General features: G+C 73.8%; 18 protein-coding genes. 10 read left to right on the top strand and 8 right to left on the bottom strand.

The features are described 5' to 3' along the window. Positions 1-44: 44 nt before the first annotated feature. Positions 45-404, bottom strand: coding sequence for a DUF6479 family protein (locus tag ACGH52_RS05040; protein ID WP_059297316.1), 360 nt, complete (start codon positions 402-404; stop codon positions 45-47). Between the two features lie 118 nt (positions 405-522). Between ACGH52_RS05040 and ACGH52_RS05035 the strand changes: the two genes are divergently transcribed. Genes ACGH52_RS05035 through ACGH52_RS05020 form a run of 4 tightly spaced genes read left to right on the top strand, consistent with a single transcriptional unit; the run spans position 523 to position 5,744 of the window. Then, a complete protein-coding gene (locus tag ACGH52_RS05035) occupies positions 523-900 on the top strand; it encodes a four-helix bundle copper-binding protein (RefSeq protein ID WP_030182460.1) in 378 nt (125 codons plus the stop codon). Between the two features lie 40 nt (positions 901-940). Continuing rightward, complete coding sequence (locus ACGH52_RS05030) at positions 941-1,837, top strand: oxygenase MpaB family protein (protein WP_399937876.1); 897 nt, start codon at positions 941-943, stop codon at positions 1,835-1,837. Between the two features lie 22 nt (positions 1,838-1,859). Then, positions 1,860-4,112 (top strand): tetratricopeptide repeat protein, encoded by a 2,253-nt coding sequence (locus ACGH52_RS05025; RefSeq protein ID WP_399937874.1) that lies wholly within the window; start codon positions 1,860-1,862, stop codon positions 4,110-4,112. A gap of 60 nt (positions 4,113-4,172) precedes the next feature. After that, on the top strand, positions 4,173-5,744 hold the full coding sequence (locus ACGH52_RS05020; protein ID WP_399937872.1) for a phytoene desaturase family protein: 1,572 nt from the start codon (positions 4,173-4,175) through the stop codon (positions 5,742-5,744). A gap of 184 nt (positions 5,745-5,928) precedes the next feature. Here the strand turns inward: ACGH52_RS05020 and ACGH52_RS05015 are convergent, their stop codons facing one another. After that, positions 5,929-7,704: a serine hydrolase domain-containing protein gene (locus tag ACGH52_RS05015; protein ID WP_210975473.1), complete on the bottom strand. Its 1,776-nt coding sequence runs from the start codon at positions 7,702-7,704 to the stop codon at positions 5,929-5,931. A gap of 172 nt (positions 7,705-7,876) precedes the next feature. Between ACGH52_RS05015 and ACGH52_RS05010 the strand changes: the two genes are divergently transcribed. The 5 genes from ACGH52_RS05010 to ACGH52_RS04990 all read left to right on the top strand — a co-directional run bounded on the left by ACGH52_RS05010 (position 7,877) and on the right by ACGH52_RS04990 (position 11,968). Continuing rightward, positions 7,877-9,385, top strand: a complete 1,509-nt coding sequence (locus ACGH52_RS05010; protein WP_399937869.1) for an acyl-CoA synthetase — start codon at positions 7,877-7,879, stop codon at positions 9,383-9,385. Positions 9,386-9,546: 161 nt separating this feature from the next. After that, positions 9,547-9,789, top strand: coding sequence for a DUF397 domain-containing protein (locus tag ACGH52_RS05005; protein WP_030182473.1), 243 nt, complete (start codon positions 9,547-9,549; stop codon positions 9,787-9,789). An 82-nt stretch (positions 9,790-9,871) separates the two neighbouring features. Continuing rightward, the gene (locus ACGH52_RS05000; RefSeq protein ID WP_059297310.1) at positions 9,872-10,774 is read left to right on the top strand and encodes a universal stress protein; all 903 of its coding nucleotides are present in this window, start codon (positions 9,872-9,874) and stop codon (positions 10,772-10,774) included. Positions 10,775-10,791: 17 nt separating this feature from the next. After that, entirely contained in the window at positions 10,792-11,412 is a 621-nt protein-coding gene (locus tag ACGH52_RS04995; RefSeq protein WP_399937867.1) for a CGNR zinc finger domain-containing protein, read from the top strand. 58 nt (positions 11,413-11,470) lie between these two features. Beyond that, a complete protein-coding gene (locus tag ACGH52_RS04990; protein WP_059297308.1) occupies positions 11,471-11,968 on the top strand; it encodes a hypothetical protein in 498 nt (165 codons plus the stop codon). A gap of 22 nt (positions 11,969-11,990) precedes the next feature. On the opposite strand, the gene ACGH52_RS04985 is transcribed toward ACGH52_RS04990, so the two are convergent. Beyond that, complete coding sequence (locus ACGH52_RS04985; RefSeq protein WP_399937865.1) at positions 11,991-13,928, bottom strand: N-acetylmuramoyl-L-alanine amidase; 1,938 nt, start codon at positions 13,926-13,928, stop codon at positions 11,991-11,993. Positions 13,929-14,233: 305 nt separating this feature from the next. Then, a complete protein-coding gene (locus tag ACGH52_RS04980) occupies positions 14,234-15,376 on the bottom strand; it encodes an aminoglycoside phosphotransferase family protein (RefSeq protein WP_076973020.1) in 1,143 nt (380 codons plus the stop codon). A 297-nt stretch (positions 15,377-15,673) separates the two neighbouring features. Here ACGH52_RS04980 and ACGH52_RS04975 point away from each other — a divergent pair, with 297 nt between their 5' ends. After that, on the top strand, positions 15,674-17,182 hold the full coding sequence (locus ACGH52_RS04975) for a hypothetical protein (RefSeq protein WP_121702085.1): 1,509 nt from the start codon (positions 15,674-15,676) through the stop codon (positions 17,180-17,182). Positions 17,183-17,217: 35 nt separating this feature from the next. Here ACGH52_RS04975 and ACGH52_RS04970 read toward each other — a convergent pair whose 3' ends face one another. The 4 genes from ACGH52_RS04970 to ACGH52_RS04955 all read right to left on the bottom strand — a co-directional run bounded on the left by ACGH52_RS04970 (position 17,218) and on the right by ACGH52_RS04955 (position 22,755). After that, positions 17,218-18,516, bottom strand: coding sequence for a PAS domain-containing protein (locus ACGH52_RS04970; RefSeq protein ID WP_399937862.1), 1,299 nt, complete (start codon positions 18,514-18,516; stop codon positions 17,218-17,220). A gap of 271 nt (positions 18,517-18,787) precedes the next feature. After that, positions 18,788-19,807 carry a Gfo/Idh/MocA family protein gene (locus ACGH52_RS04965; RefSeq protein WP_399937860.1) on the bottom strand — a complete coding sequence of 340 codons (1,020 nt, stop codon included), beginning with the start codon at positions 19,805-19,807 and terminating at the stop codon, positions 18,788-18,790. A gap of 127 nt (positions 19,808-19,934) precedes the next feature. Continuing rightward, a complete protein-coding gene (locus ACGH52_RS04960) occupies positions 19,935-21,029 on the bottom strand; it encodes a chemotaxis protein (RefSeq protein WP_399937857.1) in 1,095 nt (364 codons plus the stop codon). 52 nt (positions 21,030-21,081) lie between these two features. Next, positions 21,082-22,755 (bottom strand): alpha/beta hydrolase, encoded by a 1,674-nt coding sequence (locus ACGH52_RS04955; RefSeq protein WP_121702082.1) that lies wholly within the window; start codon positions 22,753-22,755, stop codon positions 21,082-21,084. Between the last annotated feature and the right edge of the window lie 201 nt (positions 22,756-22,956).

The following is a 22,956-nucleotide window of genomic DNA, read 5'->3' as shown; positions in this document are numbered from 1 at the left end:
CGGTCACCCTCCGACTTGCCCGCCGGTCCACAGCACCGTGCGGGTCAGCGTCCGCCCGGGCCGCCGCTGCCGAAGGAGCCACTGCTGCCCTCGTCCCAGCGACGCCGCTCCTGGTCGGAGGCGGTACGGCTGCCCTGGTGCCCCATCTCGTGCGGCAGCGTGCGCTCGTCGCTGCGCGGCATCTCGTCGGGCTCCCGACGCTCCCGCTCCTCGTGGACGGGGCCGCCGTCGGGCATACGGGGCTGTTCCTCGGGGCGCGGGGGCGGCGACTCCCGGCGCTTCTGCCGACTGCCGAAGGCGAACGCGCCGATCAGTACGGCCACCACCACCACGGCCGCGATGATCAGCCAGACGGGAAAACCGCCGGAGCCGTTCGCGGCCAGGTCCATCCATGCGTTGGTCATGGAGCGCGGGTACCCCCGGCCCCGCGTGACCAACCTGCTCACCGCGCCCGCGGTCCGGAGCCCTTGGAAACACCGGGCCCGCCGGTTTGGCGGCGCGACCGGCGGCAACCCGCGCGGTGTGACATCGACGACGACTTCCCAGCAGGAACTGTTCCGCTTCCTCGAGGACCGCTTCGCGTGCGCGCAGGCGTGCACCGAGTGCGCCCGGGCCTGCGCCCTGCGGGCGAGCCTCGTGGACCCGGACGGGACCGAGAACCAGGAACTCGTACGGCGCAGGGGCATCATGTGCGCGGAGGTCTGCGACGCGACCTGCCGGGTGCTGTCCGAGCAGAACCAGGTGGACGAGTCCGCCATCCGCGCCCAGCTGGAGTGGTGCCGCCAGGTGTGCCTGGAGAGCGCGCACGTCTTCGACGGCCACCCCGGCGCCGAGGAGAGCGCGCGGGCCTGCCGCGACTGCGCCCGCGCCTGCGGAGAGTTCCTCGCCACCCTGCGCTGAGGCCCTGGGACCGCGAGGCGCGACGCGCTAGCCTGCCCGTATGGCGGCGACGGACGGCGACCCGGGGCTCTTCGGTCCGAGTTCCGTGACCTGGCAGGCGCACGGCGACCCGATGATGTGGGTGGCCGGCATCCGCGCCCTCTACCTCCAGGCCCTGCACCCGCGGGCCGTGCGCGGCGTGATGCAGAACAGCGACTTCCGGCGCGACGCCTGGGGACGCCTGATGCGCACCGCGGGCTTCGTCGGCACCACCACGTACGGCACCACCGAGGCCGCCGAGCGGGCCGGCGCCCGGGTACGGAAGATCCACCGCATGCTCGGCGCCACGGACCCGGAGACGGGGGAGCGCTACGGCGTCGACGAGCCCGCGCTGCTGCTGTGGGTGCACTGCGCCGAGATCGGCTCCTACCTGCATGTCCTGCGCCGCTCCGGATTCCCGCTCACCGACGCCCACGCCGACCGCTATCTCGCCGAACACCGGCACAGCGCCCGTCTCGTCGGTCTCGACCCCGCCTCCGTGCCCGCGGACCAGAGCGAGCTGGCCGCCTACTTCGCGCGGGTGCGGCCCGAACTCGAAGCGGGAGCGGAGGCGCGCGAGGTGGACGACTTCCTGCTCCGCCCGCCCGTCCACCCCCTCCTGGTCCCGGCCCGCGAGCTGCTGTGGCGGCGGGTCGCCTCTCTCGCGTACGACTCACTACCGCCTTACGCGCACCAGCTCTACGGCCGACCGGCGCCCGCCCCCGCCACCGTCACCCGCCGACTGCGCGCCACCGGCGCCCTGCTGCGCCGGGTCCCGGCACGTCTGCGCTGGCAGCTGCCGCCCAAACACATCCTGCGCGCCATGGCACGGCTCGGCCCGGCCGCGCGCCCGGCGCCATACAAAATCGGACGACAAGCGGCCATACTGGACCGGCCAGGGGAGGGCGGGGCGGACTGAACCACGGGGGCGGGGCGAAGTCATGGGGGACGACACGCTGATCCACGGCCGGTACCGGCTGCTCGAAAGGATCGGGCGCGGTGGCATGGGCGAGGTGTGGCGGGCGCGGGACGAGTCACTGGGCCGCCGCATAGCCGTCAAGTGCCTCAAACCGCTGGGCACGCAGCACGACCACTCCTTCACCCGCGTCCTGCGGGAGAGGTTCCGGCGCGAGGCCCGGGTGGCCGCCGCGCTCCAGCACCGCGGGGTGACCGTCGTCCACGACTTCGGCGAGTGGGACGGCATGCTCTTCCTGGTGATGGAGCTGCTGGAGGGGTACGACCTGAGCCGTCTCCTGGAGGAGAACAAGGGCCATCCGCTGCCCGTCGCCGACGTCGTCGACATCGCCGAACAGGTCGCCTCCGCGCTCGCCTACACCCACGAGCAGGGCATCGTTCACCGCGACCTCAAGCCCGCGAACATCGTGCGGACCGCCGACGGCACCGTGAAGATCTGCGACTTCGGCATCGCCCGGCTCGGTCACGACGCGGGCTTCACCGCCCGCCTGACCGGCACCGGCATCGCCATGGGCACCCCGCACTACATGTCGCCCGAACAGATCGGCGGCGACGAGGTCGACCGGCGCAGCGACCTGTACTCCCTGGGCTGCGTGCTCTACGAGATCGCCACCGGTGTCCCGCCGTTCGACCTCGACGACGCCTGGGCGATCCTCGTCGGCCACCGCGACACCGAGCCCGCGCCGCCCCGCACCCGCCGCGCCGAACTGCCCGGCTACCTGGACCGGATCATTCTGGACCTGCTGGCCAAGCGGCCCGAGGCGCGCCCGGACGACGCCCGGGAACTGGGCCGCCGGATCACCGCCGGACGCACGGCACCGGCGCCGGTGCCGGTCCTGGTGAGCGCCCGGCCGAGCACGCCCCAGCCGGTCGGGGGCCGCGCCCGGCTGCCGTCGTGGACCCACGGCATGACGACCGGTCACAAGGCGACCGGCACCGGTCCCCGCGCCACGCCCCCGGTCCCCGGGGCGGGCCTGTCCGGCGCGTGGATCCCGCGACCCGCCGGTGACCGGTCCGCCGACGCCGGGACCGCCAGGACCGCCGGGACCGCCGGGACCGCCCCGGCCGAGCGGACGGACCGGGCGTCCGGGACCGTCGCCAGGCTGGCCGCGCGCCACAGAACGGGCCTGGGCCTGGGCCGGCTCGGCCGTTGGGAGGAGGCCGGCGAGGTGCACCGCGCGGTCGCCGCCGAGCGCGAACGCCTGCTCGGTCCCGACCACCCCGACACGCTCGCCAGCCGCTACGAGGCCGCCTTCGCCCTCGGCCGCACCGGTCGTGCCGCCGAGGCGCTGCGCGCGTACAAGGGCGTCGCCGAGGCCAGGATCAGGACGTTGGGAGCCGATCACGCCGACACCCTCGCCGTCCGTCAGGAGATGGCCTACATCCTGGGCCGGCTGGGCCGCCACACCGACGCCCACCAGGTGTACACGTCGGTCCTGACCGCCCGCGAGCGCACCATGGGCGCCGACCATCCCGACACCCTGCGCTGCCGGCACAACCTGGCCTCCAACCTGGGGCGGCTCGGCCGTATCGAGGACGCCCACCGGACGGCCCGCGAGGTGGCGGCGGCCCGGGCCCGCGTGCTCGGCCCCGACCACCCCGACACCCTCGTCACCCGCTACGAGGTGGCCTACGAACTAGGGCGGCTGGACCGCTGGCAGGAGGCCCTGGCGACCTACCGCGACGTCGCCGGTGCCCGTGCCGCAGCCCTCGGCCCCGACCACCCCGACACGCTCGCCGCCCGCTACGAGACGGGCGTCGCCCTGGGCCGTCTCGGCCGCTGCGCCGAAGCGCTGACCGTGTACGAGGAACTGATCGACGACCGCGCCCGCGTCCAGGGGGCCGAGCACCCGGAGACCCTGCGCGCCCGGCACGGCCTGGGCGTCAACCTCGGCAGGCTGGGCCGCTGGGAGGAGGCCCTGGCCGAGGCCCGCGAGGTGTGCGCGGTCCGCGCCCGCGTGCTGGGCCCGGACCACCCGGACACCCTGGTCAGCCACCGCGAGGTCGCCGTCGCCCTGGGCTGGCTCGGCCGCTGGTCCCCCGCCCTCACCGAGTACCGCCTGGTCGCCGCCGCCCGCGAACGGGTCCTGGGCCCCGAGCACCCCGACACCCTCGTCGCCCGCGACGACGAGGCCCACTGCCTGGAACGGCTCGGCCGCGCGGCCGAGGCCGCGGAGCTGTACCGCGGGGTCGCCGCACTGCGCGGGGCGGCACGCTGACCGGGGACGGCGCCCGACGGCGGGCTGGCCGCCCCCGACCGGGCCGTGTTACGAAGAGCCATGACGACCCCGCCCCGCACCTCCCGCACCTTTGACGCCGTCATCGTCGGCGGCGGCCACAACGGCCTGGTCGCCGCCGCCTACCTGGCCCGGGCGGGGCGCTCCGTGCTGGTCCTCGAACGGCTGGACCACACCGGCGGAGCGGCCGTGTCCACCCGGCCGTTCGCCGGGGTCGAGGCACGGCTGTCGCGCTACTCGTACCTGGTCAGCCTGCTGCCCAGAAAGATCGTGCGGGACCTCGGCCTGGACTTCCGGGTGCGTGCGCGCACCGTCTCCTCGTACACGCCCGTGGAACGCGCCGGGCGGCCCACCGGCCTCCTCGTCGGCGGGGGCGAGCGCCGCACCCGCGAGTCCTTCGCCCGGCTCACCGGCTCGGAGCGGGAGTACACCGCCTGGCAGCGCTTCTACGCCATGACCGGCCACGTGGCCCAGCGGGTCTTCCCGACCCTCACCGAACCGCTGCCCACCCGGGACGAACTGCGCCGCCGGGTCGACGACGAGACGGCCTGGCGGGCCCTGTTCGAGGAGCCGGTCGGCGTCGCGATCGAGGAGCACTTCGCCGACGACCTGGTCCGGGGCGTGGCCCTCACCGACGCGCTGATCGGCACCTTCGCCGACGCCCACGACCCCTCGTTGGTCCAGAACCGCTGCTTCCTCTACCACGTGATCGGCGGCGGCACCGGCGCCTGGAACGTGCCGGTCGGCGGCATGGGCGCCCTCACCGACGCGCTGGCCGACGCGGCCCGCGCCGCCGGTGCCGTGCTCGCCACCGGTCACGAGGCGGTGCGGATCGACGCGGACGGGCGCACGGCCGAGGTCACCTACCGCTCGGCCGACGGCGAGCACGTCGCCGCCGCCCGCCACGTCCTGGTCAACGCAGCCCCGAGCGAACTCGCGGCGCTCACGGGCCAGGCGCCGCCCCCGCCCGCCGAGGGTGCCCAGCTCAAGGTCAACATGCTGCTGACCCGGCTCCCGAGGCTGCGCGACCCCGAGGCCGACCCGCGCGAGGCCTTCGCCGGGACCTTCCACATCGCCGAGGGCTACGAGCAACTGGCCGCCGCGTACGCCCGGGCGGCCGCCGGTGAGCTGCCCGACGCGCCGCCCTCCGAGATCTACTGCCACTCGCTGACCGACCCGACGATCCTCGCCCCCGGCCTGGCCGCCGAGGGCATGCACACCTTCACCCTGTTCGGCCTGCACACACCGGCCCGCCTCTTCGCCCGGGACAACGACGCCGTACGCGAGGAGCTGCTCAAGTCGACCCTCGGCCAACTCGACGCGCACCTTGCCGAGCCCCTCGCGGACTGCCTGGCGACCGACGCGGACGGGCGGCCCTGCATCGAGGCCAGGTCGCCGCTCGACCTCGAACGCGACCTGCGCCTGCCCGGCGGGAACATCTTCCACCGCGAGCTGTCCTGGCCCCACGCCCAGGAGGGCACCGGCCACTGGGGAGTGGAGACCGGGCAGGCGAACGTCCTGCTGTGCGGCGCGGGCGCCGTGCGCGGGGGAGGGGTGAGCGGGGTGCCGGGACACAACGCGGCGATGGCGGTGCTGGACGGCACCGGGGGCTGAGCGCGCATGCGCGGGACCAGGCTGGGTGCCGCGACATACCCGTCCGGACAAGGCCGACGACAAGGTCGTCAGCCGACTCGACGGTCTGAAGGAGAACAGCTTCGACGGTCCGAACGAGGTGCAGAAGGCCGTCTTCAATGGCTAGCGCAGCTGCCGGGTCCCCGGACCCGGGAACCCGGCCCGGCTAGTCGGCCGACGCCGTCCACCCCACCGTCTCCACGCGCGCCGCGTCCGCCGGGCGCGCGTCGTGGAACAGGACGTCGTCGGCCGCCGCCACGCGCAGCCCGTCGACGTACGCGCCGCGGCCCACGTACAGCCGGTCGGTCGTGTACCGCCAGCGCAGGGTGAGGCCGCGCACGGCCGGAAGGTCCGCGCTCAGCCGGTGCCAGACGCGCCCCGACCAGCCGGTGGCCGAGCCCTCCGGATGCTCCCGGGCCGCCTCGCCGCGACGTGTGGTGGTGAACGGGACCGGCCGCCATTCGGCGCCGCCGTCGGTCGACGCCTCCAGGACCAGCGTGTCCGACCCGGGCTCGGTGTCCCACCACAGCGCGCAGCGCAGCCCCGCTCGGCCGCCCGACGTGTCCAGGGCGGGCAGCGTGAGCGTGGCCGTGGCGGAACTCGCCGTCCCCGAGAACCACGCCGTGCGCCCGTGCTCCGGACGGACCGGCACCGCCCGCGCCAGATTGGTGCCCGCCGCCACCCGGGGAGCCGACCCGGAACGCCAAGCGCGCACCGGGTGGACGGAGTTGCCGAGGACGACCAGGAACGAGTCGGTCGTCGGGTCCAGCACCAGCGAGGTGCCCGTGAAACCGGTGTGCCCGGCCGTGCGCGGTGTCGCCATTGCGCCCATGTACCAGTGCTGGTACAGCTCGAAGCCCAGGCCGTGCTCGTCGCCGGGGAAGTCGGTGTTGAAGTCGGTGAACATCAGCTCCACCGACTCCGGCCGCAGGATGCGGGCCCGGCCGTAGGAGCCGCCGTTGAGCAGCGTACGGCCGAGGACGGCGAGGTCCCACGCCGAGGAGAACACCCCCGCGTGACCGGCGACGCCGCCGAGGCTGAAGGCGTTCTCGTCGTGCACCTCGCCCCACACCAGACCGCGGTCCAGGCCGGACCAGGGCTTGCGGGCGTCCTCGGTGGCCGCGATCCCCGGCCGCCAGGAGGCGGGCGGGTTGTAGCGGGTGCGGGTGAGACCGAGCGGCTTCGTGATCCCGTCGCGCAGCAGCACGTCCAGGGCGCGGCCCGTGACGCTCTCCAGCACCAGCTGGAGCGAGATCATGTTCAGGTCCGAGTACAGGTACGCCGTGCCGGGCGCGCTCACCGGCGCCTCGTCGTAGACGAGCTGGACCTTCTCCTCGTACGTGGGCGCGGCGTACAGCGGGATCCACGCCCGGAAGCCCGAGGTGTGCGTAAGCAGGTGACGGATCGTCACGCCCTGCTTGCCCGCCCGGGCGAAGTCCGGCAGGTACGAGGCGACCGGCGCCTCCAGCTCCAGCGCGCCCCGCTCCAGCTGCTGCACGGCGAGGATCGAGGTGAACAGCTTGGAGATCGACGCGAGGTCGAACACCGTGTCCCGGGCCATCGGGATCTGCTCGCCCGCCGGGAACTCCACGCCGGTGTCGGTCGCCTCGTCGTAGGACCGGTACCGCACCGCCATGCCGATCGGTTCGTGCAGCGCCACCGTGCCGCCCCGCCCGGCGAGCAGCACGGCGCCCGCGTACCACGGGTGCGCGGGGGACGGGCCGAGGAACGTCTCGGCGTCGGTGACGAGCTGGCGCAGATGGCCCGGGAGCAGTCCGGCGCGTTCGGCGGTGCCGTGCCGCAGGGTGGGGCGGCGGCCGTGGCCGGAGGCGGCCGCGGCCGGACCGGCCGCGAACGGGGCGATGGCCAGGGCACCCCCCAGGGCCAGGGCACCGGCGCCCAGTTGACGCCGTGTGAATCCGTTCGTCGCCTGACCGGCCATCGAAGAGTCTCCCGCCGCCGAAGCTGAAAGTATCTTTCCCGGATCGCCGTGCGGAGTGAAACTTTCCTGTCAGTGACGGGTCGTGTCAATGGGGCGGACGGAGTGGATGCGCGGAGCCGGCGGACCGGCCGCACAGCTTGACCCGTCCCCGCCACCGGCCGAGGATCAGGTCATGACGCCCGGACACGGCAGCACCGGCAGCACCGTTGACGGGGTGCTGCGGCGCAGCGCCCGACGCACCCCGGCACGCGTCGCGGTGGAGTACCGCGACCGCTCCTGGACGTACGAGGAACTGGACACCGCGGTCTCCCGCGCGGCGAGCGTCCTGCTGGCCGAGGGACTCTCCCCCGGCGACCGGGTCGGCGCCTACGGCCACAACTCCGACGCCTACCTGATCGCGTTCCTGGCCTGCGCCCGCGCGGGCCTGGTGCACGTCCCGGTCAACCAGAACCTCACCGGCGACGACCTCGCCTACCTCGTCGGCCAGTCCGGCAGCACCCTGGTCCTCGCCGACCCCGGCCTCGCCGCCCGGCTCCCCGGCGGGACCCGCACCCTGCCGCTGCGCGACACCGCCGACTCGCTCCTGGCCCGCCTCGCCTCGTCGCCCGCGTACGACGGCCCCGAACCGGGCGCCGAGGACCTGGTGCAACTGCTCTACACCTCCGGCACCACCGCGCTGCCCAAGGGCGCGATGATGACCCACCGTGCGCTGGTGCACGAGTACCTGAGCGCCATCACCGCCCTGGACCTCAGTGCCGGAGACCGCCCCGCGCACGCGCTCCCGCTCTACCACTCGGCGCAGACCCACGTCTTCCTGCTGCCCTACCTCGCGGTCGGCGCGACCAACATCCTCCTGGACGCGCCCGACGGCGACCTGCTCTTCGACCTGATCGAAACGGGCCGTGTGGATAGCCTCTTCGCGCCGCCGACCGTGTGGATCGGCCTGGCGAACCGCGCCGACTTCGCCACCCGCGACCTCGACGGCCTGTGCAAGGCCTACTACGGTGCGTCGATCATGCCGGTGCCCGTCCTGGAGCGGCTGCGCGCACGCCTGCCGCACCTCGCCTTCTACAACTGCTTCGGCCAGAGCGAGATCGGCCCCCTCGCCACCGTCCTCGGCCCGGACGAGCACGAGGGCCGCATGGACTCCTGCGGCCGCCCCGTCCTGTTCGTCGACGCCCGCGTGGTCGACGAGGACGGCAAGGACGTGCCCGACGGCACGCCCGGCGAAGTCGTCTACCGTTCCCCGCAGTTGTGCGAGGGCTACTGGGACAAGCCCGAGGAGACCGAGGCCGCCTTCCGCGACGGCTGGTTCCACTCCGGCGACCTCGCCGTACGGGACGCGGACGGCTACTACACGATCGTCGACCGCGTGAAGGACGTCATCAACTCCGGCGGCGTACTGGTGGCCTCCCGCCAGGTCGAGGACGCCCTCTACACCCACGACGCCGTCGCCGAGGCGGCCGTGATCGGCCTGCCCGACGAGCGGTGGATCGAGGCCGTCACGGCCGTCGTCGTCCCGCGCGGCGAGGTCACCGAGGACGAACTCATCGCCCACGCCCGCGAGAAACTCACCGCGTTCAAGGCACCCAAACGGGTGCGATTCGTGGACGCCCTGCCGCGCAACGCCAGCGGCAAGATCCTCAAGAGGGAGCTGCGGGACCGCTTCACCGGTTCCTGACCCCACGACACCGTCGCGCGACCGAGCGGCGGCCCCTGGGCCGGACCTCCTCGCGCACTCGCCCCGACCACTCTTCGCAAAGCACTCCCCACGTGGCCTGTCGGCGGTCCGACCCGATCGCTAGGCTGGCCGCGCACGACGAAACCGGGAGGAGCACGGACGTGGCCGAGAGCACCACCCACCAGCGCCCGCTCATGGGCTGGGACAAGCCCGAGCTGGATCTCAGCAACGCGCAGTGGCAGTCCAGCAGCCGGGGCCTGGGGGATGTCCAGATCGCCTTCGTCGAGGGGTTCATCGCCATGCGGAACAGCGGCAGCCCGCAGAGCCCCTCCCTGATCTTCACCCCGGCGGAATGGGGCGCGTTCGTGTCGGGAGCGCGGGAAGGGGAGTTCGACCTCACGTAGACACCGGGGGTGCGCCGACCGGCCGAACCCTGGTGTTCGGTCCGCCGCCGGGGGGAAGTCCGTACTCCGGAGGTGAGGACCCATGAGCACCCTGCCGGTCATCGCGGCGGTCGACGGTTCCGACGACGGCCTGCGCGCCCTGGACTGGGCGCTCGACGCCGCCCACCGGCGCGAGGCGCCCCTGCGGGTGGTGCACGTCCGCCAGTACGCCGCCTGGGCCCAGACCGACATCCTGGTCGCCGGCCCGCCGGACACCGCCGAGGACCCGGCACTCGACCAGGCACGCGCGCACCTCCAGGGCCGGGCCTTCGCCGTGCCGACGGAGTACGTCGGCATGGAAGGTGTACCGGGCGCCCTGCTGCCGGAACTGGGCGCCGACGCCCAGCTGCTGGTCCTCGGCTCCCGCGGCCGGGGCGGCTTCACCGGCCTGCTGCTCGGCTCCAACGGCATGGCCGCCGCCCGCGACGCCGAGTGCCCCGTCGTCGTGGTGCCCCGCCCCGGACGCGAGGTCCACGGCGAGGCGCCCGCCGAACCCGGCCCGCGGGTGGTGGTCGGCCTGCACGTGGACAGTCCCGACGACGCCACCCTGTCCTTCGCCTTCACCGAGGCCGAGCTGCGCGGCGCCCGCCTCCAGGTGGTCGCCGCCTACCCGTGGCCGGTGCAGACCTGGGCCGCCGCGGGGCAGATGATGCCCCTGGTGATCGACGAGGTCTCCGTCGAGAGCGAGACCCGGGTCCTGGCCGACGGCATGCTCGCGCCCTACCGCGGACGCCACCCCGACGTCCGGGCCGACACCCACGTCCTGCCCGGTGACGCCGCCGGGAACCTGGTCGCGTCCTCCAAGGACGCCGACCTGGTCGTCGTCGGCCGTCACCGTCGGCGCCTGCTGGCCCCCGCCCGCATGATGGGCTCGGTCACCCACGCCGTGCTGCTGCACGCGGCGGCCCCGGTCGCGGTGGTGCCACCGGCTCCCCCGGAGGAGTGACACCCGGCCCGTCCGGGATGCCTATCATCGGCCCCATGCAGGACTCGCCCCGCACGGACACCCGGATCGCGCTCGCCCTCGCGCTGACCGTCCGGCACGACGGGCACGGCTCGGTCGCCGACGACCTGGCCGACCCCGCCGGGCTCACCGCCTGGGTCCGGGCGCACCCCGGCGTCCTGCCCGACGCCGAGGCCTTCGCGGCCGACGCGTCCGCCCTGACCGCCGTACGCGACGTACGGGCCGCCGCCCGCGCCCTCTTCGCCCGCGCCGTGCGCCCCGGCGAGCCGAGCCCCGCCGACGCCGCCCGGCTGCTGCCCGTGCCCCAGGCCCTGCGGCTCCTGAACGAGGCCGCCGCCCGCACCCCCACGGTCCCCGTCCTGGCCTGGGCCGACACCGCCGAGCCCGTCGTGCGCGCCGCGCCCGCGCAGGGCACGAGCGCCGACCTCGCCGCCGTCCTCGCGCAGGCCGTGATCGGCTTCCTCGCGGGGCCCGACCGACAGCGGCTGCGGGCCTGCCACGCCCCGCGCTGCGTGCGCTACTTCCTCAAGGAGCACCCGCGTCAGGAGTGGTGCAAGCCCTCCTGCGGCAACCGGGCCAGGGTGGCCCGCCACCAGGACCGGCACCGGGGGTCCGGGTAGCCCGGCCGGGCGGCCGCCCGCACGCCGCCCGGGGCCCTCGGCCACGTACCATTGCGGCATGTCGTTCCTCCGCCGCCGCAGCGCCACGCCCGCCGGGCCCGACTTCGACGTACTGGCCATGGACCCGGGCGACTGGCCCGGCAATCTCGGCGCCGGTCTGCTGCCCGCGCCCGACGGCAGCTGCCAGGGCGTCTTCCTGCGCTACGACCTGTTCGGCGGCCGCGGCCCCGCGATGATCATCGGCAACCTCCCGGAAGGCTCCCCGGCCCGCGAGGTCCCCGAGGGCGAGATCCCCTTCGAGGTGGCCCAGCTGCTGCTCGCGCTGGAGAACGACGAGGAGATCACGGTCGTCGGCGCCGAGGACGTCCCCGTGATGCAGGGCGACAACCTGCTCATCGTGCGCCGCCTCAAGCTCTCCGAGGGCCGGATCTCCTGCGTGCAGTTCGACCGCAGCGACGGCGTCCTGGTGACCATCGCCGCCTGGGACCGCCCCATCACCGACGACCTGTACGCCCTGCTGAAGCCGCTCCCGGCGGAGCTTTTCCAGCAGGGCTGAGACCCGGCTCCCCGACCCGGTCCTACCGGGCGGCCGAGACCGTCACGTCGGCGGCGCGCACATACGCGACCCGGTGGCCGTACTGGATCTCGTAGTACTGGTCCTTGCCGGTCACCACGCGGTGGGAGGCCTCGTCGAAGGTGACCGCGTAGTAGTACTCGCCGGGCACCTTCTCACCGACCACGTACTTCTGCCCGGCGGGCAGGGTGTACGGCAGCGGCGACACCGCCTGGGCGGGCACGTCCGCCGGGTAGGCGGCCTTCTCCGGGTACGCGCGCCCGTACACCGGCACGCTCGCGAGGCCCTTCCTCGCAGTGAGCACCTGTCCGGAGGCGGGCACCGCCGCCGGACTCTTCGCCGGGTTGTGGAACCACGCCTTCTGTCCGAGGTACCAGATGGCGGTCCACTCGCCCCACCGGTCGGCCACCGCGTACTGCTGGCCCGTGGAGACCCGGGAGGACAGATCGTTCACCCCGGTCGTGGGGGTGGTGCCGAGACCGATGTCCTTGATCAGCGGCGCGTTCACGTCGTGGTCGGAGTACAGCCGCACCTCGCTGGAGCCGTGCGCCGGGCAGGGCTCGCCCGCCTTCTCGCAGCCGGTGTACGCGGGACGGTTGGCGTCGTAGTCGGGGCGGATCGTCACCAGGGCGGACTTCTTGCCCGCGGTCGGCTCGAAGGGGCGGCCGAGCAGCTGGAAGTAGTGCCGCCAGTCCCAGTACGGGCCCGGGTCGGTGTGCATGCCCGGAATCGTCGCCGTGGTGGTGCCGGGCACATTGTCGTGGCCGAGGACGTGCTGCCGGTCCAGCGGGATGTCGTACTTCTTCGCCAGGTACTTCACCAGCCGCGCCGACGACCGGTACATCGCCTCCGTGTACCAGGCGTCCGGCTCCGCCAGGAACCCCTCGTGCTCCAGGCCGATCGACCCCGCGTTGACGTACCAGTTGCCCGCGTGCCAGGCCACATCCTTCGCCTTCACATGCTGGGCGATGTGCCCATCGGTGGAGCGCAAGGTGTAGTTCCAGGACACATAGGTGGGGTCCTGGACCATGTTGAGGACCCCGTTCCAGGTGCCCTCCGTGTCGTGCACGACGATGTAGCGGATGCGCTGGGAGGCCGGGCGGCTGCCCAGGTCGTGGTTGCCGTAGTCGCCGTCCCCGAACTCCTCGTACGGCGCCGGGACCCACTCGCAGGACACCGACGTCGGGCACTCCGTGCCGGCCGCGGACGCGGCACGCAGGCCCGCGTCGCCCAGCTGCGAGACGTCCGGTGCCACCTCGGGGCGGGCGGCCAGAAAGACCCGCTGACCGGCGTCCGTGGTGCGCCGCTCACCCGTGCGGATGACCTCGTACACGTCGTCCGCGTACGCCGCCGCCGTGGCGGAGTCCTCCGCGCCCGAGAAACGGGCCACCGCCGCGTACCAGTCCGCCGGGTCGGCACTGAGCGGCTCGCCCAGTTCCCGCTGCGCGGCGGCGAGCAGCGCGGCACCGCCGGACACGTTCGCGGCCGGGTCCGTGCGCAGCGCCTCGGGGCTCAGCCCGGTCAGCTCGGCGGCCTTCGGCAGCGTGGTCAGCCGCGCCGGAAGGTCGGCGGACGGCGCGGGGGCACCGCCCGTCGGGCGCAGCGCGGCGCGAGCGTCGTCGCCGCGCGGGTCCTCGGCGCCCTCGCCGTGGTGCGAGGCCGCGGCCAGGGCCGTGCGGGCGTCGGTGAGGTGCAGCGGGCCGTAGCCGCCGGTCACACTCGGCGCGCCGCCGTGCGCGTCCCAGCGGGACTGCAGGTAGGAGACGCCGAGCAGGACACTCTGCGGCACGCGGTACTCGGCCGCCGCGGTGGCGAACGCCCGCTGGAGGCGGTCCGGGGCGGGCGGCGCGTCCGGGGGCACGGCGGCGGACGGCGCCGCGCCGAGCAGCGGCAGCAGCAGAGCCGCGGTGGCCAGGGCGGGCACGACGGGGGATCCTCGCAAGGCGGCCTCCTGTGACGGTCGGGCATGACGGGACGTGACGGGGTGCGGGGCCGGGCGTGGGTCAGTGGTACCCGGCGGTCGGACGATCCGTCAATCATGCGGTCATGGCGGCGATTTCCCACGTCAGCGAGGGGTTCGGCGAGTTTCGTGGCGGCGGCCCGCCGGCCTGCGCGGCGTCAGTGGCATACACCAATGGCCCCTGCACACACCCGGATGGCGCACACGCACGGCGCGCATGCGAAAACCGCGGTGCGCCCCACCCGGGGGGCGCACCGCGGACTGTCGTCTTCCTCTCGTCCCTGCCGTCAGCGTGTGCCGACCGCCGCCCGCACGGCCCGCCGGGCCATCTGGCAGTCGTCGTGCAGCCGGCGCAGCAGCAGCCGCTGTTCCTCGCCGGTCGGCGCGGCACCGGGATGGGCCGCCGCCGACGGTGCAGGGACCGTGTCGTGCATCGAACGCTGCACGGCCGTCTCGTACGTACGGATCTCCCTGGTCAGTACGAGCATCAGGTTCACCAGGAAGGCGTCACGTGCCGCCGTGCCCGTCGACTGGGCGATCTGGCTGATCTGACGGCGGGCCGCCGGAGCGTCGCCGAGGACCGTCCACAGCGTCGCCAGGTCGTAGCCCGGCAGGTACCAGCCCGCGTGCTCCCAGTCCACCAGCACCGGACCGGCCGGGGACATGAGGAGGTTGGACAGCAGGGCGTCGCCGTGACAGAACTGGCCCATGCCCTGGCGGCCGCCGGCGTGGGCGATGCCGTGCAGCAGCTTCTGCAGGTCGCCCAGGTCACGGTCGGTGAGCAGCCCCAGCTCGTGGTAGCGGGAGATCCGGGCCGCGTAGTCCAGCGGGGCGTCGAAGGTGCCGGCCGGTGGCCGCCACGCGTTGAGTCGGCAGACCGCGCCGATGGCCGCCCTGATGTCGGCCCGGGGCGGGGCCTCCAGGGGGTGCCGCTGCAGCGCCGCCACCCGCCCGGGCATCCGCTCGATGACCAGCGTGCCGTTGTCCGGGTCCGCCGCGATCAGTCTCGGCACCCGCACCGGGGGGCGCTGCCGGACGAACGAGCGGTATGCCCCTATCTCGTGGCGGCTGCGCTCCGCCCACGCGGGGGAGTGGTCCACTAAGCACTTGGCCACCGCCGTGCTGCGCCCGGTCGTGCCGACCAGGAGCACGGAGCGCCCGCTGCGCCGCAGTACCTGCACGGGGGAGAACTCCGGGCAGATCCGGTGCACGGCGGCGATCGCCGTGCGCAGTTGGGCCCCCTGGGGGCCGGACAGGTCGATTCTTCCGCTGAGCGGCTGGGTGCCGGGCCCCGCGCCGAGCCGCACCCTGCCGGCCCCGAGCACCGGGGCCGCCGGACGCGCGGGGGCGAGATAGGGGCCGCCACCCGCCGTCGGGCGGGGGTGCAGCGAGCGCTGCGGCGCGGACACGGAGGACGATGCTGCGTACATGGGCGAGACAGATCCCTTCGTGTGCCTGCTGTGCCTGCCTGAAGAAGTACCGGTCCGGTCCAGCCCGTTCGCTGCCGGAGGGCACGTCTTCCGAAAGCCGTCGCGCCGCCCGCCCGGCCGCCCGGGGCCACCCTGGGGAGTACCCCCACGGCGACCGGGTCGGGGTGGCGCATTCCTACCTGACACCCGGCCGCCCGTGGCACACCATCTGGCGCACCCTGGCGAACGGTGGCGAATAGTCGCCCGGCAACCCGCACGGGGCTACTGTCAACTCAGCCGAGAACCTGGGGGCTTGACGTGAGCGGAGAACCCAACACCCGTCTTTCGGACCTGTTCGGCCTGGCCGGCTGGTCCAAGGGCGAACTCGCGAGGCTGGTCAACCGGCAGGCGGCGGCCATGGGCCACCCCCAGCTGGCGACCGACACCTCGCGGGTGCGGCGGTGGATCGACATGGGAGAGATCCCGCGCGATCCGGTGCCGCGGGTGCTGGCGGCCCTGTTCACCGAGCGTCTCGGCCGTGTCGTGACCATCGAGGACCTCGGTCTGGTCCGGCACGGGCGTGCGGGGAAACGGCCACACGGCGGGAGCGAAGAGCACCCCGACGGCGTGCCGTGGGCGCCCGAGCGGACTGCGGCGGTCCTCACCGAATTCACGGGAATGGACCTCATGCTCAACCGACGCGGCTTGGTGGGCGCGGGCGCCGCGCTCGCCGCGGGCTCCGCACTCAGCAGCGCCATGCACGACTGGCTGCACGCCGACCCGGCCCTGGCGGCCGATGCCCCCGACCCCCACCGATCCCTGCAGGCCGACCCCGCCGGGTTCGACCGTTACGAGGCCGCCCCCATCGGGTCGCAGGAAGTGGAGGAACTGGAGCGCTCGGTCGAGGTGTTCCGCGCCTGGGACGCCGCCCGCGGCGGCGGTCTCCAGCGCAAGGCCGTGGTGGGCCAGCTCAACGAGGTGGGCGGCATGCTCGCCTACCACCATCCACCCCATCTCCAGCGGCGCCTGTGGGGCGTCGCCGCCAACCTCGCCGTCCTCGCGGGCTGGATGTCGCACGACGTCGGCCTGGAACCCACGGCGCAGAAGTACTTCGTCATCGCCGCGCACGCCGCGCGCGAGGGCGGTGACCGGCCCAGGGCGGGCGAGGCGCTGTCCCGGGCGGCCCGGCAGATGGTGCACCTGGGCAAGCCCGACGAGGCCCTGGACCTCATGAAGCTCGCCCAGTCCGGCTCCGGCGAGCGGGTACTGCCGCGCACCAAGGCCATGCTGTACACCATCGAGGCCTGGGCGCAGGCCTCCATGGGCAAGGGCCAGGCGATGCGCCGCACCCTGGGACGGGCCGAGGACCTCTTCGTCTCCGACAAGGCGGACGTGCCGCCCCCGGACTGGATGCAGACGTTCAAGGAGGAGGACCTGTACGGCATGCAGGCCCTGGCCTACCGGACGCTCGCCGAGTTCGAACCGGGGGCCGCCGCGCACGCCCAGCACTACGCGGACAAGGCCCTGGCCCTGAGGATCGACGGCCGGCAGCGGTCGAAGATCTTCGACTACCTGTCGATGGCCTCTGCCTGCTTCATCGCCGACGACCCCGAACAGGCGGACCGGTACGCGCGGCTGGCCCTGGTGTCGATGGGGTCCAACTCCTCCCAGCGGACGTGGGACCGGCTGCGCCAGATGTACCGGCTCACCGCCGAGTACGCCGGTTACCCGAAGATCCAGGAGCTGCGGGAGGAGATCCAGCTGGCCCTGCCCAAGGGCAGGTCGGCCAAGGGGAAGGGGCCGGGCGGCAGCGTCGCACCGGCGTAGTCGACGACGTCCTCCACGGGGGACTTACCCAGGTGTCACGGCGTCACCCGGGCCATCAGCACGCAGCCGTCCTGACGACCCGGAAGCCCACCTAGCTCCCGTGCCACGATCCGTACGCCGTCCTGCGCGGAACCCGCTCCGGTCAGCCGGGGAGCCAGCGAGAGGAGGAGTTCCACGGCCGCCGGTTCGAGTGCTCCGGTGTGCAGGAGCAGCAGGTCACCCGGTTCCAGGGTCGCCTCGGCCTGCCCGGACGACGCGTCCTGTCCGGTCAGCCCACGCCCCGTTCCGCCGCGGAAGAGCAGCGGGGCGGGGCCTGGGGCGTGCGCCCACGTCAGGGTGCGGGTGTCCGGCCGGAAGCCGCAGTACACGGCGTCGTGCACCGGCGGCAGGGCGGTGGTCCGCAGCAGTTCGGCCAGCCGGTCCCCGAGCCGTGCGGGCCGGGTGCCGGCCAGCGCCAGGCCGCGCAGGGCGCCGATCAGCACCGCCGGGCCGTGCGCCTCGGTCTCCGGGCGGCCGAAGTCGCCGACGGTGAGCAGGGTCTCGTCTCCGGCCCCGAGCGGACACGCGTCGTACCAGCCGTCGTACCGGGACGGCAGGCCCGTCGCGGACGTCGGCGGAAGGTGTGCGGCGGCCAGGTCCAGGCCGGGCCGTCCCGCTTCCGGGAACCGCAGCAGACCGTGCCAGGGCGGCGGCGGGGGAATCCGGAGCGAGTCACAGGTTTCGCTCACCGCACGCTGACTGCGGCGCAGTTCGCTCACGTCCCGCAGCACCGCCCACATCGACGCGGTGCTGCCGTCGGCGTCGAGGACGGGCTCGCCCATCATGTGCACGGTGCGTACGGTTCCGTCGGGGCGCACCACACGGAACTCGCCGTCGATGGGCCGGGCGTCGACGAGGCAGTCCGTGACCATCGCGGTCAGCTTCGGGCGGTCCTCGCTGAGGACCAGGGAGGGGAGTTCGTCGAGGCTGAGCGGGACGGACGCGGGGTCGCGGCCCAGGATGCGGAAGAGTTCCCCGGACCACTCGGCCTCGTCCGTCAGCAGGTTCCACTCCGCGCTGCCGACCCGGCTGAGCAGGGAACCGGCGCGGGCCACCGGTGCGGGACCGTCCCGAAGTTGCGCCAAGTGCGCGTCCAGGTCGGTGAGTTGGTGCAGGGCCAGGTCGTACAGGGCGCGCTGCCAGCGCCCCTGGGGGTCCGTCGCGTCGTCCTGGCTGTCCCGCCGTACCGCGTCCACGTCGCCGCGCAGCCGCCGGGCCTGCGATATGAGCGCCTCGACCGAGCCGGGTCCCGGTGACTGGGCGGCCGGGTGGTCCGCGGAGAGATGGGACGACATGACGCACTCCGATGTGCTGACGGTACGACCAAGGGCAACCGAGGCTGGCGGAAGGACCGTTACGACTGTTGCACAGCCCGCCATGCCCCGTAAGGGATTCGGCAACACACGATACGGTGGTGCTTCCGGCATATGCCACAGTCTTCCCAGGGTGACTCGGCTACGCGCTCGGTGTACCCGTCGGCCGGGGCAAGTCGTAGACGGGCTACGGGACTTGGCGGGGATCGGACCCCGAGGGTGTCGTCGCTCTGACGTTCGTCGGACCTTTGTTCTATGCCGGGTCGTGGAGGGCCGGACGGGGCTCCAGTTCGACGGGCGTGCGCGCGCCCGTCTTCAACGCCCGCACCCCGGCCTCGGCGACCGCCGCCGCCGCGTACCCGTCCCAGGCACCCGGCCCGGTGACCCGGCCCCGGCGGGTGGCGTCCACCCAGCTCTGCACCTCGCGGTCGTAGGCGTCCGCGAACCGCACGAGATAGTCCTGCGCCACCTCCTCGCGCGCGCCGCCCGCGGCCGTCACCACCATGGTGTGCGCCGCGCCGATCCGGGCGCTGCCCGCCTCGCAGACGGCCTCGCAGCGCACCTCGTAGCCGAAGCCGCTGTTGACGAAGATCTCCACGTCCACCACGGCGCCGCCCTCGGTCTCGAAGAGCACGAACTGCGGGTCGAGCAGGCCCTCGGGCGCACCGGCCGACGGCCGCGGACGCACCACGGTGACCGCGCTCAGCTCCTGGCCGAGCAGCCAGCGGGCCGCGTCGATCTCGTGCGAGACGGAGCTGGTGACCAGCATCGCCGAGGTGAAGTGCGGCGGAGAGGAGACGTTGCGGTGCACACAGTGCAGCATCAGCGGCCGGCCCAGCCGCCCGCCGTCCAGCAGGGCCTTCAGCCGCTGGTACTCGGCGTCGTAGCGTCGCATGAACCCGATCTGCGCCAGCCTCCGGCCGAGGCGCGCCTCCGCCTCCATCACCCGCAGCGCACCCGCGGAGTCCGGCACCATGGGCTTCTCGCACAGCACCGGCAGCCCCCGGGCGAAGGCGGCCAGCAGGGCGTCCTCGTGTGCCTCGCCGGGCGAGGCGATCAGGACCGCCTCCACGCCCGGCGCGTCCAGGGCGGCCTCGGCGTCCGTGTGCACGGCCACCCCGCCGATGCCGCCCACGGCCTCCTTCGCCCGCTCGGCGTCGGGGTCCGCCACGGCGGCGACCCGGGCGCCGCTCACCACCCGGTCGAGGCGTCGTATGTGGTCGGCACCCATGTGGCCCGCACCCAGGACCGCCACACCCAGAAGTTCACTCACGCTGTGCCCGCTCCTTCGCCGTCCGCCGCGCACCCGCGAGCAGCGGGTACGTGTACGGCGAACAGGCTTTCACGCGCGTCAAGAGCCACTGAAGGGGAGCGGCCCGGGGGCGCCGCGGTGTCGGGCGTCAGTACCGCAGTACCCCCGCGATGCCGTCCGCGTTCGCGAGCGCGCCGTCCGGAACGAAACGGACGTCGGCGCCGGTCTCCAGGCACTGTTCGACGATCTCGTCCACGATGTCCTCCCGGGCGTCGAGGTCGCCGTCGTCGGCCGGGAGCAGGTGCTCGCCGTCGTCGCGCATCGTCACCTTGAAGTTCTCCTCGACGGCCAGCAGCCGGACGCGGCCCGTGCGGGCGCTCTCCCACAGCTCGTCGACCCCGGCCGCGAAGTCCTTGCGGCCGCGGGCCGCGTCCAGTTCCCTGGCCACCGCCTCGACCGACCCGCGCGCCTCGTTCTCGAGCACGGGCCGCACCGCCTGCCACACCGCCTCGGCGGTGCCGTGCGCGAGCCCGCCGTGCGGGACGAGCACCGCGTCCGCGGCGAGCGCGCCCGCCTCCTCGAACAGGGACAGGGCGGGCTCGGGGCCGGTGATGTACAGCGGCCGGGGGTGGGCGCGCAGCACTTTGCCCATCGCGGCGTCGGCGTCGCGCAGGAACTTGCGGGTGCCCTCGTCCCGGAAGGTGCTCGGCGCGTCACCGATCCGCTCCTGGCGTTCGGGGTCGAAGTCCTCCGCGGGCCGGTCCAGCGGGAAGCCGCCGAGGTGTTCCTCCGCGACCCGGTCCGCGCCGCCGCTCCACAGCTTGACGCGGTCGGCGGCGACCGACAGCACCCAGAACGGCCGCTCGGCCACCTGTGCGGCGACGAGGTTGCGGGTCAGGAAGGTGTCCGAGAGGACCACGCGCTCGGGCACGGAGCGGCTGAGCGTCCAGACCTGGTGCTCACCGGGAGCGGCGAAGATCGCCAGACCGTCCTCGGCGTACGTCAGGTCGATCTCGGCCAGCGCCCGGTCGAGTTCTCGGGACACCTCCGTGCGCCGGTCGCGGGTGACCGCCGGATCCTCCTCCAGCTGTTTCTTGGCCGCGGCGACCGCGTTGCGCAGCCGGACGCGGTCCTGGGCGTTGTCCGGCTCGCGGCGATGCGTCGGCGTCAGGACGGACACGGCCGGATACGGGCGGGGGCGCCGCAGTTCGGCGAGGGTGGCGGGACTCAGATCGTGCTCCATGTCAGCACGATAGGCCCCACGGGCATATCAGGCATTCGGAGCAGATCGCCGCTCAGTCGGACCCGGTGCCGGTGGCGGATTCGGGGCCGCAGGAGCTGCCGTCCGGCGGCAGGGAGCCGTACAGCAGGAAGTCGTCGACCTTGCGGTGCACGCACTCGGAGGACGCGTAGCCGGTGTGTCCCTCGCCCCGGTTGTCCAGCACCACGGCGGAGGGGCCGAGCCGGTCGGCCGTCTCCACGGTCCAGCGGTACGGCGTGGCCGGGTCGCCGCGGGTGCCGACCAGGAGCAACTTCGCGGTGTCGAGGTCCTTCACGTCCTCCCGGATGTAGTCCGTGCCCTTGGGGCGGCCGTAACACATGAGTACCTGGGTGAGCCGGTACCGGCCGAAGACCGGCGAGGCCTCCTCGTAGCGTGCGCGCAGCCGGCCGAGGGACGCGGTGACCTGGGCGGCGGTGGGACGGTCCGGGTCGTCCGCGCAGTTGATCGCCATCAGGGCGGCCGGGAGATTGTCCATGGGGACGTCCTCCTCGTCGGTGAGGCCCGCCCCCTTGTCCCCGCGCACCTGCGCACGGCCCGGCTCCGAGACCGGCGCACGGCCCGGTGCGCGGACCGGGAAGGTGACGCCGCCCGAGGAGAAGCCCTCCAGGCCGCGGGTGTCACCGTCATCGAGCAGTTGCGCGAGCGCCCGCTCCAGCGACGGCCACAACTCCCGGCTGTACAGCGCCTGGCCGATCGCGCCGACCATGTCCTGTCCGGTGAAGGGTTCGCCGAAGGCCGACGGCACCGGGTCGGAGTCGAGCGAGGCGACCAGGCGCTCGACCTGCTCGCGGGCGTTGCGGGCGTCCTGGCCGAACGGGCAGGCGACGTCCTCGACGCACCAGTCGAGGAAGTTCTCCAACGCGGTCTGCTGCCCCCGGGCCCCGGCCAGCCCCTGCTCGGTCAGCGGTTCCGTCAGTGTGTCCACCCCGTCGAGGACCATCCGGCCGACCTTCTCCGGGAACCGGGCCGCGTACACCGCCCCGAGCCGGGTGCCGTAGGAGAAGCCCAGGTAGTTGAGCCGGTCGTCGCCGAGCGCCCGGCGCATCACCTCCATGTCGCGGGCGGCGTCGACGGTGCCTATGTGGGCCAGCACGGGGCCGGAGTACTTGGCGCACTCGGCAGCCGCGTCCCGCAGCCGCTTCAGCACGTCCGCGGGGTCGTTCATCCCTCCGTCCGCGTCCGTCGCCTCCATGATCTTCAGCGTGGCCGGTCCGCAGGACACGGGGGAGGAGCGGCCGACACCGCGGGGATCGAAGGTCACCACGTCGTAGCCGTTGGTGAGATGCATGAACTCCTTGCCGCCCACGGCGAGTTCATTGATGCCCGAGCCGCCGGGGCCGCCGAAGTTCAGCAGGACCGAGCCCCGCGAGTCACCGGTCGCCCGGTACCGGGCCAGGGCCACGTCCAGGGTTCGCCCCTTGGGCCGCGCGTAGTCGAGGGGGACGGTGACCTTGCCGCACTGCAGGTCCTTCGGCATGTCCATGCCCTCGCACGCCGACCACTTGACCTTCTGGTCGTAGAACCGGGCCATGCCGGGTCCGGGGTCCCGTGTGTCCCGCGTGGCCGCGGTGGTCACCGCGGTCGCGGCGTCGGCCGCGGGCAGTCCCGCACCCAGCAGGGTCAAGCCGAGTGCTCCGGTGACCGCGCGGCGCCGGACCGAGGGCCGAGTCTCCTGCTTGGCCTGCATCGATGCCTCCCGGGCGCCCCGTCGCGGACCGGTGGTCGGCGCCCTCGCTCACCTTAAGCGGGCTTCCCGGTCGGCGCCTCCGGGCGGCAGCACACCGGGCGGCGCGCCGCTTGTTCGATGAAAGGCCCACTCGATGGGGTGAAAGGCCGATAAGCCATAACTCGGATGGTGCGCCCGCGTTTTAACCGGTGCGGGCGAGTG

The organism is Streptomyces sp. BBFR25, from assembly GCF_044590125.1.
Taxonomy (GTDB): Bacteria; Actinomycetota; Actinomycetes; order Streptomycetales; family Streptomycetaceae; genus Streptomyces; species Streptomyces canus_D.
Note: the sequence above shows the minus strand (reverse complement) of the source record. Positions and strands in the feature narration are given on the sequence as shown.

Bases quoted from the DNA above. Each gene is read 5' to 3' on its own strand.
- ACGH52_RS04970 (WP_399937862.1), bottom strand. From the start codon at position 18,516: ATGTCGTCCCATCTCTCCGCGGACCACCCGGCCGCCCAGTCACCGGGA.
- ACGH52_RS05040 (WP_059297316.1), bottom strand. From the start codon at position 404: ATGACCAACGCATGGATGGACCTGGCCGCGAACGGCTCCGGCGGTTTT.
- ACGH52_RS05030 (WP_399937876.1), top strand. From the start codon at position 941: ATGGCGGCGACGGACGGCGACCCGGGGCTCTTCGGTCCGAGTTCCGTG.
- ACGH52_RS04955 (WP_121702082.1), bottom strand. From the start codon at position 22,755: ATGCAGGCCAAGCAGGAGACTCGGCCCTCGGTCCGGCGCCGCGCGGTC.
- ACGH52_RS05010 (WP_399937869.1), top strand. From the start codon at position 7,877: ATGACGCCCGGACACGGCAGCACCGGCAGCACCGTTGACGGGGTGCTG.
- ACGH52_RS04995 (WP_399937867.1), top strand. From the start codon at position 10,792: ATGCCTATCATCGGCCCCATGCAGGACTCGCCCCGCACGGACACCCGG.
- ACGH52_RS05000 (WP_059297310.1), top strand. From the start codon at position 9,872: ATGAGCACCCTGCCGGTCATCGCGGCGGTCGACGGTTCCGACGACGGC.
- ACGH52_RS05015 (WP_210975473.1), bottom strand. From the start codon at position 7,704: ATGGCCGGTCAGGCGACGAACGGATTCACACGGCGTCAACTGGGCGCC.
- ACGH52_RS04960 (WP_399937857.1), bottom strand. From the start codon at position 21,029: ATGGAGCACGATCTGAGTCCCGCCACCCTCGCCGAACTGCGGCGCCCC.
- ACGH52_RS04980 (WP_076973020.1), bottom strand. From the start codon at position 15,376: ATGTACGCAGCATCGTCCTCCGTGTCCGCGCCGCAGCGCTCGCTGCAC.
- ACGH52_RS05025 (WP_399937874.1), top strand. From the start codon at position 1,860: ATGGGGGACGACACGCTGATCCACGGCCGGTACCGGCTGCTCGAAAGG.
- ACGH52_RS05020 (WP_399937872.1), top strand. From the start codon at position 4,173: ATGACGACCCCGCCCCGCACCTCCCGCACCTTTGACGCCGTCATCGTC.
- ACGH52_RS04990 (WP_059297308.1), top strand. From the start codon at position 11,471: ATGTCGTTCCTCCGCCGCCGCAGCGCCACGCCCGCCGGGCCCGACTTC.